At 41.6% G+C, this 15,695-nt stretch carries 14 protein-coding genes; 12 read left to right on the top strand and 2 right to left on the bottom strand.

All coding sequences use genetic code 11. The annotated features are described in order from the left end of the window. The first annotated feature begins 2 nt into the window (after positions 1 to 2). The 11 genes from ldhH (at position 3) to AC1ECB_RS15360 (ending at position 13,920) form a co-directional block, all read left to right on the top strand. Entirely contained in the window at positions 3 to 2,174 is a 2,172-nt protein-coding gene (gene ldhH, locus AC1ECB_RS15410; RefSeq protein ID WP_485664597.1) for an L-lactate dehydrogenase (quinone) large subunit LdhH, read from the top strand. A 229-nt stretch (positions 2,175 to 2,403) separates the two neighbouring features. Next, positions 2,404 to 3,135, top strand: coding sequence for an amino acid ABC transporter ATP-binding protein (locus AC1ECB_RS15405; RefSeq protein ID WP_485664596.1), 732 nt, complete (start codon positions 2,404 to 2,406; stop codon positions 3,133 to 3,135). Between the two features lie 34 nt (positions 3,136 to 3,169). After that, positions 3,170 to 3,982: a transporter substrate-binding domain-containing protein gene (locus tag AC1ECB_RS15400; protein WP_485664595.1), complete on the top strand. Its 813-nt coding sequence runs from the start codon at positions 3,170 to 3,172 to the stop codon at positions 3,980 to 3,982. Continuing rightward, positions 3,982 to 4,650: an amino acid ABC transporter permease gene (locus AC1ECB_RS15395; RefSeq protein WP_485664594.1), complete on the top strand. Its 669-nt coding sequence runs from the start codon at positions 3,982 to 3,984 to the stop codon at positions 4,648 to 4,650. Before AC1ECB_RS15400 ends, AC1ECB_RS15395 begins: the two co-directional genes overlap by 1 nt. Further along, positions 4,647 to 5,297, top strand: coding sequence for an amino acid ABC transporter permease (locus AC1ECB_RS15390; protein ID WP_485664593.1), 651 nt, complete (start codon positions 4,647 to 4,649; stop codon positions 5,295 to 5,297). The genes AC1ECB_RS15395 and AC1ECB_RS15390 overlap by 4 nt, the downstream gene beginning before the upstream one ends. 211 nt (positions 5,298 to 5,508) lie before the next feature. Then, positions 5,509 to 6,177 carry a LysE family transporter gene (locus tag AC1ECB_RS15385; RefSeq protein WP_485664592.1) on the top strand — a complete coding sequence of 223 codons (669 nt, stop codon included), beginning with the start codon at positions 5,509 to 5,511 and terminating at the stop codon, positions 6,175 to 6,177. Positions 6,178 to 6,373: 196 nt separating this feature from the next. Beyond that, positions 6,374 to 7,516 carry an HD-GYP domain-containing protein gene (locus tag AC1ECB_RS15380; RefSeq protein ID WP_485664591.1) on the top strand — a complete coding sequence of 381 codons (1,143 nt, stop codon included), beginning with the start codon at positions 6,374 to 6,376 and terminating at the stop codon, positions 7,514 to 7,516. 345 nt (positions 7,517 to 7,861) lie between these two features. Then, complete coding sequence (locus AC1ECB_RS15375; RefSeq protein ID WP_485664590.1) at positions 7,862 to 8,929, top strand: hypothetical protein; 1,068 nt, start codon at positions 7,862 to 7,864, stop codon at positions 8,927 to 8,929. A gap of 223 nt (positions 8,930 to 9,152) precedes the next feature. Beyond that, positions 9,153 to 10,844, top strand: a complete 1,692-nt coding sequence (locus AC1ECB_RS15370) for a methyl-accepting chemotaxis protein (RefSeq protein ID WP_485664589.1) — start codon at positions 9,153 to 9,155, stop codon at positions 10,842 to 10,844. 26 nt (positions 10,845 to 10,870) lie between these two features. Next, positions 10,871 to 11,173: an STAS domain-containing protein gene (locus AC1ECB_RS15365; RefSeq protein ID WP_021168950.1), complete on the top strand. Its 303-nt coding sequence runs from the start codon at positions 10,871 to 10,873 to the stop codon at positions 11,171 to 11,173. A 137-nt stretch (positions 11,174 to 11,310) separates the two neighbouring features. Then, positions 11,311 to 13,920: a SpoIIE family protein phosphatase gene (locus AC1ECB_RS15360; RefSeq protein ID WP_485664588.1), complete on the top strand. Its 2,610-nt coding sequence runs from the start codon at positions 11,311 to 11,313 to the stop codon at positions 13,918 to 13,920. 152 nt (positions 13,921 to 14,072) lie between these two features. Here the strand turns inward: AC1ECB_RS15360 and AC1ECB_RS15355 are convergent, their stop codons facing one another. Continuing rightward, positions 14,073 to 14,387 (bottom strand): zinc-ribbon domain containing protein, encoded by a 315-nt coding sequence (locus tag AC1ECB_RS15355; RefSeq protein WP_021168948.1) that lies wholly within the window; start codon positions 14,385 to 14,387, stop codon positions 14,073 to 14,075. A gap of 231 nt (positions 14,388 to 14,618) precedes the next feature. On the opposite strand from AC1ECB_RS15355, the gene AC1ECB_RS15350 reads away from it, so the two are divergent. Beyond that, positions 14,619 to 15,194, top strand: a complete 576-nt coding sequence (locus tag AC1ECB_RS15350; protein ID WP_485664587.1) for an N-acetylmuramoyl-L-alanine amidase family protein — start codon at positions 14,619 to 14,621, stop codon at positions 15,192 to 15,194. Between the two features lie 68 nt (positions 15,195 to 15,262). Here the strand turns inward: AC1ECB_RS15350 and AC1ECB_RS15345 are convergent, their stop codons facing one another. Further along, positions 15,263 to 15,679, bottom strand: coding sequence for a PaaI family thioesterase (locus AC1ECB_RS15345; protein ID WP_485664586.1), 417 nt, complete (start codon positions 15,677 to 15,679; stop codon positions 15,263 to 15,265). Between the last annotated feature and the right edge of the window lie 16 nt (positions 15,680 to 15,695).

Below are 15,695 nucleotides of genomic sequence, written 5' to 3'. Positions count from 1 at the left end.
TAGTGACAAGTTCTAGCCGCAACCTAAAACAAGAGATTAATGAAAAATTAATGGACAATACTTTACGCGGTGCTTTAAACCGATTTGCCGAAGCGTATCCTATCGCTCGCGCTAAAGCCTATGAAAATGTGGAAGATATTGATGCATTGCGTAATTCCGTGCGGGATATGAAAATAGACACGGTAGATAGAATTGAGGAAATTGCTGATCAATTTGAAGCACAAGTGACTGCGCGCGGCGGTAAAGTTTTTCGGGCCAAAGACGGAGATGCTCTCAAGCAATATCTATATAATTTATGCCAGGAAAAGGGTGTTAAACGGATTGCAAAATCTAAGTCAATGGCCACAGAAGAAATTCATCTAAACCATTTCTTGGAGGAAAAAGGTCTCTATGTAAAAGAAACAGATTTAGGGGAATGGATTATTTCTATCGCTGGTCATAAACCTTCGCATATGGTTATGCCTGCCATTCACCTGGACCGTAACCAAGTGGCCAAATACTTTTCGCAAGAACTGCATAAGGATATTGAGCCTGATATTGCCCTGATGGTTCAAGAAGCCAGAGTTACATTGCGCGATGAATTTCTGCTAGCGGATATGGGTATCACTGGAGCCAACTTTGGTATTGCGGAAAATGGTGCCATCGGTTTAGTAACCAATGAGGGAAATGCTCGTTTAGTTGCCACATTACCACCTATTCAAGTTGTTATCATTGGTTATGAAAAGCTAATTCCGACAATTAAAGACGCTGTACCCATTTTAAGTACATTACCTAGAAATGCTACCGGTCAGTTGATGACGAGTTACATGAGCATGATTTCCGGACCTGCGCCTGCTCTGGTAAAGAAAGATGGACAATGGGTGGAACAAGAGAAGGAACTTTATGTCATTCTTTTTGATAATGGACGGCTGAGAGCTGCAAAAGATGATAAGCTCAAACAAATCTATCAGTGTGTTCGGTGTGCATCTTGTTTAAATGTTTGTCCAGTTTATACTTTAGTTGGTGGACATGTTTACGGTCATATTTATGCGGGTGGAATTGGAGCTATTTTAACTGCTTTATTGAATAGCATGAATGATTTTAAACAAATTAACGAAATGTGCATTGGCTGCCGCCGTTGTACTGAAATCTGTCCTGGAAAAATTGATATTCCAGGATTAATTGAGTACTTGCGTGCTAAAACTGTTGAGCAAGAAGGACTGCCCTTTGGTGTAAAAGCAGTTTTTGAAAATGTTCTTGCTAACCGCAAGGTATTCCATAATTTATTGCGTTTGGCTTCCATTGGGCAAAAGCCGTTTACAACCGGACGATTAATCAGACACTTGCCGTTATTTTTTGCCGGATTAGCAAAAGATCGCAGCTTGCCTGCTGTTGCGGATACACCTTTTAGAGATCGGGTGAAAATGGTTACAAAACAAGTGAAGAAGCCTAAAAAGCGGATAGCCTTCTTCAGCGGTTGTAATATTGATTTTGTTTTCCCGGAAATTGGCGAATCTGTTTATAAAGTCTTACAGGATCTCAATCTGGAAATGGTATTTCCTGAAGCCCAAAGTTGCTGTGGTAAGCCGGTAATTGGTATGGGTGATCTAGAAACGGCCAGAAAAATTGCCAAACAGAATATTCTTGCTTTCGAAGAAGCCAAAGCTGATTATATTATGTTTGCTTGCCCAACATGTGCTGAAACCTGGCATCTTACCTATGTTGAATTATTTAAAGATGATCCGGAGTGGAGCAAGAGAATTGTGAAACTAGCTCATAGTGTTCGCGAATTTACAAGCTTTGTGGCTAGTGAGTACGAAAAGCTTGGTCGTCTTAAAAAATCAGTTGGCGGATCGAAAGTCACTTATCATGATTCCTGCCATATGAAACGTGGCCTTAACATCTACACTGAACCAAGAAAGTTATTAGTCTCGGCCCAGGGTTATGAGTTTGTTGAAATGCAAGACAGCGATAAATGCTGTGGTATGGCTGGTGCTTTTGGTATTAAATATACTGAACTTTCTATGCCAATACTGAAGAAAAAAATCGATAATATTAAAGAGTGCGGTGCTGATGTAATTGCTGTGGGTTGTCCTGCCTGCATGATGCAAATCCAAGGTGGCTTGGATAAACAAGCGCCGAATATTAAAATTAAGCATGTAGCTGAAATTATTGCGGAGCAAATAAAAGAATAATATAACTGAGACACTATGACCTCAGCTGTAACTTTATATTTCTGCTTTTCCTTTGGGAAATTGGTAGATAATTAATTCATCGTTGACATTACGTTTTGTTATATGTATACTAGTAACATACTTTATTGATGGTTAACATCATAATTTAAACAAAATTTATTGGCAAAGACGCCTGTTCTCTATTTGGGAGACAGGCGTTTTCTATTTGTTCAAGAGAGGAGGAAGAAACTTGATTACAATGGAAGGGGTACAGAAACACTTCGGCACAAATCATGTTCTTAAGGACATTGATTTGAAGGTGGCTGCAGGTGAAAAGGTTGTAGTGATTGGGCCAAGTGGTTCTGGTAAGAGTACACTAATTCGCTCCATGAACCTCCTTGAAACACCGTCAAGCGGCAAAATTTTTGTCGACGGAGTTGAATTGACAGCGCCTAAAGCGAATGTAGCCAAAGTGCGGGAATCAGTTGCAATGGTTTTTCAGCAATTTAATCTTTATCCTCATAAGACAGTCTTGGAAAATCTAACATTGGCACCAATATTAATAAAAAAAGTGCCTAAGGGTGAGGCTGAGGAAACGGGAATGGCTTTTTTAGACCGGGTTGGGCTTAAGGAAAAAGCGAATGCCTATCCAGCTCAATTGTCAGGTGGACAGCAGCAACGGGTAGCAATCGCTCGTGCTCTTACTATGAAACCACGGGTCATGCTTTTTGATGAGCCTACTTCGGCGCTTGATCCTGAAATGATACAAGAAGTACTGGACGTTATGGTGGATTTAGCAAAAGAAGGCATTACGATGGTAGTAGTAACTCATGAAATGGGATTTGCCAGGCAGGTTGCTGACCGTGTGATTTTTATGGACGCGGGCCGAATTGTGGAAGAAGGTACACCAGAACACTTTTTTGTTAACCCGGAGAATGATAGGACCAAGTTGTTTTTGAGCAAGATTCTTCGTTCCCATTGATAAGTAAACTATTATAAAAAGAGGAATGGTGAGTATGAAACGTTGTAGTGCTTTTTTATTATGTATAGTAATGATAGTTGGGCTTCTGGTAGTCGGCTGTGGTACAAATAAGTCGGCACAAAGTGCGCAGGGTGATGGTGCAGCTGATATTAAAGCGATTAAAGACCGCGGTGTACTAAAAGTTGGCGTTAAGGTTGATGTACCAAAGTTCGGTTTTAAAGATCCGCAAACAAATAAGATTGATGGCTTAGAAATTGATATTGCCCGGGCTGTTGCTAAAAAAATTCTCGGTGACCCTGCTAAGGTTGATGTTCAGGGCGTGACTGCTAAGACACGAGGCCCTTTGCTTGATAATGGTGAAATAGATTTGGTAATTGCTACATTTACTATTACTGATGAACGCAAACAAAGTTATAATTTTTCCGAGCCATACTTTAAGGATGGCGTTGCCATGATGGTTAAGAAAAGTTCAGGTATTCAATCTGTTAAAGATATGAATGGGAAGAAAATCGGGGTGGCGCAAAGCGCGACTAGTCGAAAAGCACTGCAGGAAGAAGCCGATAAGGCTGGTGTTAAGGTTCAGTTCCTTGAGTTTGGTACTTATCCTGAAATAAAGACTGCTCTAGACTCAGGCCGTGTTGATGTATTTTCAGTTGACGGTTCAATCTTAGCTGGCTATCTTGATGACAGCACTACTATCTTAAACGATCGCTTTGCGCCCCAGGAGTATGGAGTGGCTTCGAAAAAATCTAACACTGCATTGGCCAAGGCCGTAGATGAAGTGGTTGCTGAAATGAAAAAGAATGGTGAATTAGATAAATTAATTCAAAAGTGGGGTATTAAATAGTGAACGGACCTTTTGCGGACTATAAGTGGGTCGCATTAGCTCACGATTGGGCCGTATTTGGAGAAGGCTTTGCTAATACGGTGCTGGTATCGTTTTTTGCTCTTGTATTGGCCTTGGCGCTAGGTATCCTGTTTGGTGTATTAGGCAGTTCTAAGTTTAAATTTTTTCAAGCTATTACGCGAGTGTATGTAGAGAGCATTCAAAATACCCCGTTGGTAATTCAGGTGTTTTTTCTTTATCATGGGTTGCCTCACCTTGGTGTTATGCTGCCTGTCTTCGCGGTAGGTGTATTAGGGGTAGGCATTTATCATGGAGCATATATCTCCGAGGTTGTACGTGCTGGCATCCAAGCTGTTCCGCGAGGGCAGCTTGAGGCCGCATATTCACAAGGCTTTTCCTTCTGGAGTGCTATGCGCCATATTATTCTTCCACAGGCGAAACGGATGGCTCTTCCTCCGATGACAAATCAAGCAGTAAGTCTGATAAAAAATACTTCTGTATTGGCCATGGTGGCAGGGGGAGAACTTATGTATCATGCTGATTCCTGGTCGTCTACTAACCTGTACTATGGCCCAGCCTATGTTGCGACAGGGGTACTGTATATTATTCTTTGCCTGCCACTGGCAGCTTATGCTAGAAAACTGGAGCGGAAGGCGGTGAATGCATGATTAGTGATCTTTTTAAACCGGAAATTCTCTTATTCTTAGCTGATGGATTGCTAATCACGCTTGAAATTGCTATCTCATCCATTGTGCTTAGTCTGTCGCTGGGTATTGTTTTGGGTGTAGCCCGGTTTTCAGATCAGCGTTTTTTTTCGCCAATAGCAGCCGTATATGTGGAAATAGTGCGAAATACCCCAACCTTATTGTTCATTCTCGGATTTAGGTTTATGACCAATTTGCCGCCAGTGCAGGCTGGGATTGCTGCTATGACGGTATTTACCTCGGCTATTGTTGCGGAAATAGTTCGTGGTGGATTGAACTCTATCCCCAGTGGACAATGGGAGGCGGGCAAATCTCAAGGTTTGAATTATGTTCAGGTTCTTCGGTATATTGTGCTGCCTCAGGCGCTGAAAAATATGATACCACCCCTTGTTTCGCAGGGGACTACGGTTATAAAAGATACATCTTTTGTTTGGGCTGTCGGTATTGAAGAACTAACCGGCAAAGGTATGATTATTATGGGTAAATATGGTACGACGGCTCAAGTGTTTACTCTCTTTGGGATGATTGCCGTCACTTATTTCATATTAAACTATGCACTATCAACTTATGCTCGGTTATTACAACGTCGAATGACCCTGAGCAGTTCTTAAGCATATCTTATAAGGGCCAGGTCCTTATGTAGCAGCAGCTTTTAACCGTTTTGGCGGTAAAACGCTGCTGCTTTCTTTTGCACTTAATATATGGTAATGAAATTAGGAAAAATGAGTGCAGAGAAAGTTAGTATTAGAGAGCAGCCTTTAATGATATAATTAAAGTACTGTCTTAAGATTGCTTACATAGGAATAGGGATGGAGGAGTAGTATGGATTTTATTACTTTATTTACAACAGCATTTTTTGTTGGACTATCTGGTGCCATGATGCCAGGACCCATGCTTACAGTGACAATAAGTGAAACGCCAAGACGGGGCTTTTGGGTAGGTCCGCAAATTGTTCTGGGTCACAGTATTGTTGAATTGTTGCTGGTAGTATGTTTGGCTGGCGGGCTTACCTATTATATTCAGCAGTCTATCGTGACCGGGGGGATAGGCCTTATAGGAGGTCTAGTCTTGCTATGGTTTGGGTGGGGAATATATAGGAGTGCAAAAAACAGAGAAGTTTCGCTGGGCTTTTCAGAGTTAGAAATTAGTTCAGAAATAACAACTGAGCGGCAGTCTATGCGTCCTTGGATTTCGGGCATAATACTCAGCCTTACCAATCCGTATTGGTCTCTCTGGTGGGCTACGGTTGGTGTGAGCTATGTCGTAGTGGCGATGAGCTTGGGAACTATAGGTTTAATAACGTTTTTTGCGGGGCATATATTATCCGATTTTGTTTGGTTTTCCTTGGTATCGTTTATCCTTCATACAGGTCGTAATTTTATTAGTGACAGACTGTACCAAGGGGTACTGATGATTTGTGCAGCTTTTCTTATTTTGCTAGGTTGTTGGTTCTCTTATGATGGTTTTCAAAAGCTAGCATTGCTTGTTTAGAGATATCTATTAGCAATAGGGTGCGGCAATGAAGCCGGCGTTACCTCACTTATGATAGTATAGGATAGAACGGAAGTTAGTACCGTGCCCTAGCGTTGTCGAATTTTGTTTGGCTATTCAGCTTTAAGTATTTTGCCACTATTCTCGATATATATAATAGGGTGGCAACATTATACTTATTGTAAGAGGTGGTTCTATGCAGAGCATATCATTAGATGAAATACAGCCAGGTATGTATTTATCAAAGCCGCTCATGGCAGCCGATGGTACCGTTTTATTGCATGAGGGCATAGAAATAAAGGAAAGATATATTCAGTATCTTCGCGATAAAGGGATTATATCTTTGTTTGTTGGAGATCCCCAAATCCCAGAGATGGCTAAGGAAATAGAAGCAGACCGCGATGACCCCAAACAGCGGCAGCAGGCAATGACCGCTGCGAGGGAGGTTATTAACCACTTTCGTCTCGGCAAAGGGGTAAAGCTTGATCGAATAAAAAACATTGTCAGCGACTTGGTCAACCAGCTTGACCAGAAGCCGGAAAATATGATTCATCTTTTGGATATGCGCCGTAAGGAAGAATATATGTTTTCGCATGCGGTAAATACGTGCATCTTGTCGGTCATGACCGGTCTTGCCAAAGGATATGATAATAAGCAGCTGTATGAATTGGGTTTGGCGGCTATGTTTCACGATGTCGGCAAGGTTAAATTTTCCCGGAACCTGGCACTGCAGTATCCTAACTATTTAACCAATGAAGGCATGGAGGAGTACAAGCAGCATCCTTTTTACACATTAGAGATTTTACGGCAAAATGAGAACTTATCTATTGATATTGTTAATGCTTGTTTTCAACACCATGAACGATGGAATGGCAGCGGTTATCCTATGGGGCTTACGGGAGATGCCATTTCCGAGTATGCGCAGATTATCAGTATTGCCGATGTGTATGACCGGTTGATTGCGGGAATGCCGCATCGCCGTCCTACACCTGTGTATTATGCGGCTGCTATTTTGAACAAGGCGGCAGGAGAATATTTTAACCCGGAGCTTGTCGATAAATTTAACCAAAATGTGGCTATCTATCCCATGGGCAAAACGGTGCGGCTTAATAACCGGCAAAGTGCCTTGATTCTAGGAGTTGGCATAAAAAGTAAAAATACTCCTGTGGTTCGCATTATCTCCAGCGAGGATGGTAGCGAAGTCAACAAGCTTATTGAACTTGATTTGGAGAAAAACCCGGAAGTCTTCATTGTGGATTTTGAGGAGATAAATGCCGGTCACGTCCAGGCCTATACGGAATATATTCCCACTAATTATATAAAAGGAAAAAATGTTTGATAGAGTGTGTTTCAAAAAACACACTTTCCTTAATATTCTTTAAACTGTTATAAAATACCCCGGTGTTAAACACCTAAAAGTCGAATAGCAAGGGCATACCCGGTTTCTATGCTGAAAGGCTCAACAGCAAAGAGGGGTATTTTGTAACAGCCTCTGATAGGGACAATGTTTTGAAAATTGAAATAGTAAAACCGCGATCTTCCTGATATGGTAGGAAAATTGCGGTTTTTTATTATGCCTTATTATCTGACTAAAAAATACAAATTGTTGCAGGACATTTCACAGTTTAGCAGAATTTAAATGAGTCGTTTATTTTTCGTTATCTTATCCGTGTGGGGGGACACTATGAAACAAGTACTGATGCTGATTTTGGTTATGCTGGTGATCGGAAACTGGGGAGGTGGAGCTACATTTGCCGCCTTAGGGCCTAGTGGTTTAGATGTTGATAATCTTCCAGAGTTGGAAGTGAGAAGTAGTTCATCCGGTGGTAAACTTCTATTCTCAGATAGTCCGGAGATGGTTGAACATGATGGTATTTTGTATCAAGACCTGGTAGAAGGAAAGGTACGTTTATTCTTCTACCATGTGAATGCATCAAGTGATGTTAAAAAAATGGCAGTACTATTAGAAAATAAGGGAAAAAAAACAGCGTATGTTACTGTCAGTCAAGCTAGCATTGGTGGACCGGGATACAACTGGATGGCGGTAGGAAAGGAAGCACAGACACAATATTTTTCTGAAAACAATATTGCTCCTTACCAGATTACTATTCCCCCAGGGGGCGTGAAGCAATTAGCAACAGATATAGAATCCATGATGATGCCGGATATGCTGATTAATGGTATTTATGATTTTTCAGTCGATGGCCCGGTCAATGTGAAAGTCGTGATGCTACCCGTTGATGAAGATAGTGTGAGTTTTTCCAAAACATTGAAGGTACTACCGGCAGATCAATGCCATTTACGAGGTACATTTGAGGGGGCCAACCGGGAAATTTCCCCGCTTAATGAATATGATCCAGTTCATGATGGGGCAATAGGCATAACCTTAGCAGACAATCGAGTAGATGCTTACTTGCAGGGTTATGATGCTACTGATGGCAGCCAGGTTGTCAATTATGGAAACTATGGCGTTGTCTATCAAGTGTTGCTTCCTTCTAAAAAAGGCAGTAGAATTGCATGTTATCTTGTGCCGATAGCTGGGCACTATGCCGGTGCTATAAAGATAAACCATCCTGAGGTATATTGGAGTCCGCTGGCAATACCACGCGATAGGTTGTATTTTGTTGGGAATAATAGACAGCAGGATTTTGCATTCTTAGGTACTTTTGAAAGCGGTGATCCACTGTCGTTTACTTTCAGCCCGCCAGGTGCATCGAACTTACCAGTAAAGATTGTCGTTGCACCACAGTAAGATATTTAATTTTCTTGGTGTAACGGAGAAGGATTGTTATTCCAAATGAAGTTTATGAAACAACAGAGCATTAAGCGGGAGTATATTTCGCAACAATAGTTTAATGAAACTTTTTACAAAATATAACAAAAAACTAGTTTACTAATGAAATGAGTGGTATAATTTATAATTGTAATCATGCTAAATAGGGGGGGACTGATTTCACTAGGGAATCAGAACAGCAATGAATATAACATTAGCAAAAAAAATGATAGGCTATTTTTTTATAGTTATTTTAGTTGCAGGTGCCGGATTTATCTATACTATTCAGTTAAGTGGTGAAACTGAGCAGAAAATTAATGCTTTAGGCAATCAGGATATTCCCCAATTGGAGAAAGTCAATGAGATTGCCTTTAATGCCATGGCCAAAACCGCCAATGCGCGGGCCTATTTTATCTATGGGGACGAGCGCTATCTAGCCGAATTCAGGCGAGTGACCGCAGCCAATGGCAGCCTGGAAGAGGAAATGATCAATCAAGCGCAGACAGAGGTGGTACGACGTTTGCTAACCGAAGTCAAAATCCTGGATGACAAGTATTCAGAGGTGGCCGAGAAAAAAGTTATAGCCTTTATTAAGCAGGGAAATAAAGAGGCTGCTATGCAAGGTTTTGTTACTGAATTAGCGCCGGCAGCCAATGAACTTCTTGCTAAGATTAAAGAAGCTGAAAAAGTGCAAAAAGACAGCATTGAGCAAGCGATTACGACTACGGTGATCAATGCGAAGCACAGCAAAGTAGTGGCAATTACGGCCGCAGGGGTGGCAATCCTTGTCGGGATTATTATTGGCCTACTAGCCGCCCGTAAGATTACCAGACCAATACACGAGTTGCGGAACTTGATGGAGGAGGCCAGTAATGGTAATCTGCTAGTAATCGCAGCTGTAAGATCGCAAGATGAAATTGGACAGTTATGTCATTCCTTTAACATTATGCTTACCGCCCAGCTTGAGGTCATCCGGGCGGTGAAAAGCAGTGCGATTGAATTAGCTGCAGCATCAGAGGAAATGGCTGCATCGGCAAATGAGGTATCCACGGCGTCAGTTAGTATTGCGGAAGAGGTTCAGGATGTAGCGCAATCAATGCAGGATGCTTCTGCTTCTAGTACAGATACGGCCCAAATTTTGATACAACTATCTTCTTTGATCCAAATTGCCAAAGATAAGGCTGGATCAGCTACGACTAATTCCCAGATTACGGTGGAAGCGGCTAGGGGTGGTAAGACTGTTGTTACTGAGGTAAAACAAAGTATGAACACGATTTATACCAAGACCAGGGAAGCAGAAAAAGTAATTGCTCTTTTAAATGAATATTCTCAGCGCATTGGAATGATCAGTGAGGCAATTACTGGAATTGCCAAGCAAACGAATCTTTTAGCGCTTAATGCTGCGATTGAGGCTGCCCGGGCCGGTGAAGCAGGCAGGGGATTTGCTGTTGTGGCTGACGAGGTCAGAAAACTGGCCGAACAATCCAATACGGAGGCAGATAATATTACCCAGTTGATTAGTAAGGTTATCGAAAATACAGATAGCGCGGTAGTAGCGATGAAACACAGTCTGGCTGAGGTGGAAACAGGCGTTGAGTCGGTTGATAAGGCAGATAAGTCACTTGAAAATATATTAATGGCTGTTGCGGAAACAGTAAATGATATCGATGGAATTGCCAAGGTTACGGATGATGAAATTGCCTCATCTGACAAAATTGTCAAATTAATTGAGGTTGTGGCGGAAGACATTGAACGAACCGAACGGGATGCCCAACAGGTTTCGGCCGCTACGGAAGAAACCAGTGCAACTATTGAAACAATCGCAGCTAGCTCCGAGCAGACCAGTGCGATGGCGCAAAAGTTACAAAATCTGATTAACAAATTCAAAGTTTAATATTACGGACGACAGGAGGCTGAAAAATGAAACATATGCTTACAATTAACGGTAATCATGCTAGTGTATCCTTAGATGGAAAAATATATGCACATGATGCGGGAATAATCCGGGATGAACTTCTAGCAGCAATCGAAGGTGGCGTTACCGATATTAGTATGGAGCTTTCGCGGCTGGAGTATATTGATAGCTCTGGTTTGGGGGTGTTAGTAACGGTTCACAAACGTACTCTGGATAAGAATGGTAAGCTTGTATTGAAGGGTGTTCAGGGGATGGCGGCTGAGATATTAAAACGGACAAGGCTTGATAAGGTTTTACATATCGAGTAAGGTGGAGTAGTTTGCTAGCCATTAAAATTAATAGAAACGGTAAGAAGGCTCTAGGCTGAAAGAAAGGAAATTCAGTCTAGAGCCAAACTTATTCGAAGATTGCATGTTCTTAGTTTAATTGAGGGAGAGATCATGTTGTGATAGCTCAAAAGTTAGGACAAATACAATTATTACTGGATAATATGCCAAGTTTGGCTTGGATGAAAAACAGGAACGGACAATACCTTATAATTAACAGGCTTTTTGAGCAATTTGGCATTAAAAACGGAATTGAAATAATAGGCAAACGGGATGTTGATATTTTTCCGGGAAGTATGGTGCAGCAATTTCATGAAATAGAAAACAAGGTAATGGAGTTAAAAACACCGCAAAGTGCTGATCAATTTTATGAAACTACAACAGGTAGCAATGCCTGGTATGATACATATATTGTCCCGGTAGTGGAGGAGGATGGTGAGGTTAGTGGTACCATTGGTTTTGCCAGGAGAATTTCTTGCAGAAAAAATCTTGAATTAGAATTAAAACGGCAAAAAGAATTTCTTAAAACCATGATTGACACCATACCAGATTTTATCTTTTATAAAGATGTCAATAGTATATTGTTAGGCTGTAATAAGGCTGCACTTGAAAAGCTGTACGGCGTATCAGAGGGAGAAGCTATCGGCAAAACTGTTTTGGATATTATCAGAGACCCGAATTTAGCGCAAGTTTGTTTACAACATGATTGGGAAGTGCTGGCAACCGGAAAAATGACAAAATCCGAAGAGAAAGCAGTTTTGGTTGATGGGACTGTAATTGAGTTTGAGACGTTAAAGAGTCCGTTTTTCGATAATGATGGCAAAATTGCAGGGCTACTGGGCATTTCCCGGGATATTACCGCCCGCAAAGGGCTTGAGCGACAGCTAAAGGAAAGCCAGGAAAGATATTCTGCCATTATTAATAATGCTCCGGAAATTGTATTGATTTATCACAAGGGGATTATCAAATTTATTAATGATGTTGGCGTGAAAGCATTTGGCTATGAACGAAGTTCAATTATTGGCAGTGATATAAAATCATATCTTACTAAAACCTCCAGGATATGTGTTAAACAAATCATGGTAAACATCGCCAGGGGAGAACAGCCTACTGCGTATGACATTGAATTTATTGCGAAATCAGGGGAAATTCGCAATGGACTTGTTAAAGCCGCGAAAATAACGTTAGGGGGGCAACCGGCTCATTTAGTGGTTTTAATTGATGTGACTGAAAAGAAAAGAATCGAGGCGAAGCTGTGGGAGAGTGAAGAACGGTTCCGTCGGGTTGCAGAAAATATCAACGATGTTCTTATGATTATGGAGGAAGAAAAATTTTTGTATATTAGTCCTGCATTTGAACGGATAACAGGGCGCTCCATCCAGAGTTGTTTAGATAATCCTCAGTCAATAGTGGATATGATTATTTATCCGGATGATCGTGAGAGAGTACGGTATAGTTTTTTTCAAAACAGATGGTCTATGGATGTCACAAGTGATGAGTTCCGGTTTTTACGGGCAGATGGTGATATACGCTGGGCTTTGCTGCGCTCCTATCCCATTCATACTGGTGAAGACAGCAATAAGCAGCGAGCCATTTCAATTGTCGATATTACCGACCGGAAATGCATTGAAGAACAGCTTCGACAGCGGGAAGAGCAAACCCAGCGCGAACTTGAGCTGGCAGCCCGGGTGCAGGAGGGTTCATTACCGGAACCCTTTAGCGGAGCTAAGGTGCGAATTAAGCCAATTTTTTTACCCTATAATACCGTCAGTGGGGATCTAATTAACTATCGGTGGTTTGAAAAGCAGCAAAAACTGCGCGGTTACCTTGTTGATGTGAGTGGCCATGGGATGGCTACCGCACTCCAGACGGCTACAGTGAAGATGCTGTTAGATGACCGGTTGCTTGGCGATAAGGAGATTGATGAAGAGGTTTTCCAGCAAATTAATAGAAGCATGCTGCTGTACTTATACGAAGAATCATTTGCCGGGTTAATGTATTTTGAATTTGATTTTACCTCTTACTTACTTAAGGTTATCACTGGCGGGATACACTTTTTTTTGGCAGCACAACCGGCTGAGTGTGAACTTGTGCCTGTATTTAGTGGTTATCTGGGAATGTTTGATAAGGCCGAAGTACAGACAAAGGTAATGCCTTTTAAGGCGGGAGAAATATATTGCATGATGAGTGATGGCGCCTCTGACCTGCTTGAAATATTTGGAGTAAGTAGACAGGAAAACTTTGGGGAGTATGTAAACTGGTTTAAAAAATTAGCACGTCAGCCTGAACGAATGGATGATTACTCTGTTGTTTGTATCGAAATTGTGGAGAAAAATACAAAAATAAGCATATGCAATATCCAAAACCCTGCCGAGCTTGACCAGGCGCAAGGAATAATAGCCGAGTTCCTTGCGCAACATATGTCAACATGCGCTGTCCTGTTTGAGGTAGCGATTAATGAGGCCGTTAACAATGGTCTGGTCGTCAGTGAACGTATTCAAGTGAAACTGAAACGAATAGGCAGCAAAATAGTCGTAAGAGTTAAAGACAACGGTGCAGGTTTTAGCACTAAACAGATAAATGCACTAGGCGTAAAGGATGTAGACAATAAGTTTGAGCAATTGGGCTTGTCAGAGCGAGGCCGGGGAATTATGATGATGAAAATGTTTTGTGATCAAATAATCTATAATGCGCAAGGCAACGAAGTATTGCTGATGAAAAAAATTTAGGTAAACAATCAAACGTTTCTTCCAAGAAAAAAACAAAAAAGGCTTGCGACAAGTTTTTGTCGCAAGCCTTTTTGATGTTACTCTTATCCTGCTATTTTCTATTAGGATAAAAATAAGGAAACCCTCTTGCAGGAGCAAGAGGGGGTTGTATCCTAGTAACGTCTGTTGTTTTGTTGGCTAAAGCACTCTCTGCAATAAACAGGACGATCACTGCTTGGACGGAAAGGCACTTGAGTTTGGCAACCACAAGCTGCGCAGGTTACGTCATGCATTTCGCGTTGCTGGAAGTTGGAGTTGCGACCACCACCAAAACCACCACGGTTTTGTTGTTTGCGAGCTGCACGGCATTCCGGACAGCGGCCAGGTTCATTGGTGAACCCTTTCTCTGCAAAGAAATCTTGTTCGGATGCTGAGAATACGAACTCAGCGCCGCAATCGCGGCATGTTAATGTTTTGTCTTCGGCCATGTTATATGACCTCCTCATAAAGATTACCCTGGCTTAACTTTAGAAGATTTACTCATTGGGCTTCTCTAAATGAGAAGGACTAATGGAAATATTCCTTGTGCCTATAGGGACAATTATTATTATACTATCACATAAGGGAAAAGTAAAGTCTTTTATATTTTAATTATTATCGATAAAAATAGTTAATCATTGAATATAGTGTAGTGAATGACAAAAAAAGGGGGGGGAAGAATGGCTAAGATATGTCTTGATCCTGGTCATGCAGGCGGGAATATTGATCCAGGTGCAGTTAATGGTAAAACGGGGTTGCAGGAGGCGACAATAAATTTAGTCATTGCTAGTCAGGTGAAAAAACATCTGGTAGCTGCCGGCTATCAGGTGTTGATGACTAGAACTAAGGAAGAACAGGTAGAAACTGATAGTTTGAAGTACAGGTGTGAACTGGCTAATAATTGGGGTGCTGATTTAGTGGTGTCTCTACATTGCAATTCAGCTGCCAGTGAACAGGCTAATGGGACTGAGATTTATACTACATTGGGCGAGACGAATGGGGACCGTTTAGCAACTTGCATTATAAATCAGGTAACAGCCCGTTTTTCAGATCTACAGCTTAGGGCTGATTGGGATGATGGTGATCCGGACAAGGAACAAAATTTCTATATATTGCGTTATACGGATGCACCTGCAGTGCTGCTGGAGATGGCCTTCATTTCTAATCCTGAGGAAGCTGCCAAACTGGCAGACTCAGCTTGGCAACGAGATATGGCGCGGGCGGTAGCGCGAGGGATTAGTGATTATTTCGTGTAAACTTGTTGACTCGTAAGGCCTTGCAGTCCATTTTGGATTGCAGGGGCTTTAACGATTATCATCTTGTTTTAGAAAAAGGTACCTGTTACAAAAAATGTGGCTCTGGCAGAAACAACTAACTGATGTGTATTGTTAAAAATATCTGTTGTTGCAACAATGGTTCTGCTGCCATTATGGATTACTAATCCAACAGCAGTGAGCGCCTCCTGGCAGGGTATATCACGAATATAATTCAAGTTCATATCAAGGGTGACTACCTTTTTACCAGTAGTGGTACAGGCCATCCCCATGGCGGTATCGGCTAAGGCAGCCAGTGCACCACCGTGTGCGGAATTATAAAAGTTAGTATGTTTGGTTTTTATTGGCATGAATAGGGTAGCTTTGCCAGCCTCCAATTCAACAATCTCCATTTGCAGCAATGTCACAAAGGGATTTTCGGAATAAATAGTATGTAGATGATCTTTTAACAGCGATAGGTCTGTCATAGCTTGCCTCCCTGAA

This window comes from Sporomusa sp. 246TCP1 (assembly GCF_057319775.1).
The sequence above is the reverse complement of the archived record's forward strand: the minus strand, read 5'-3'. Positions and strand labels throughout refer to the sequence as shown.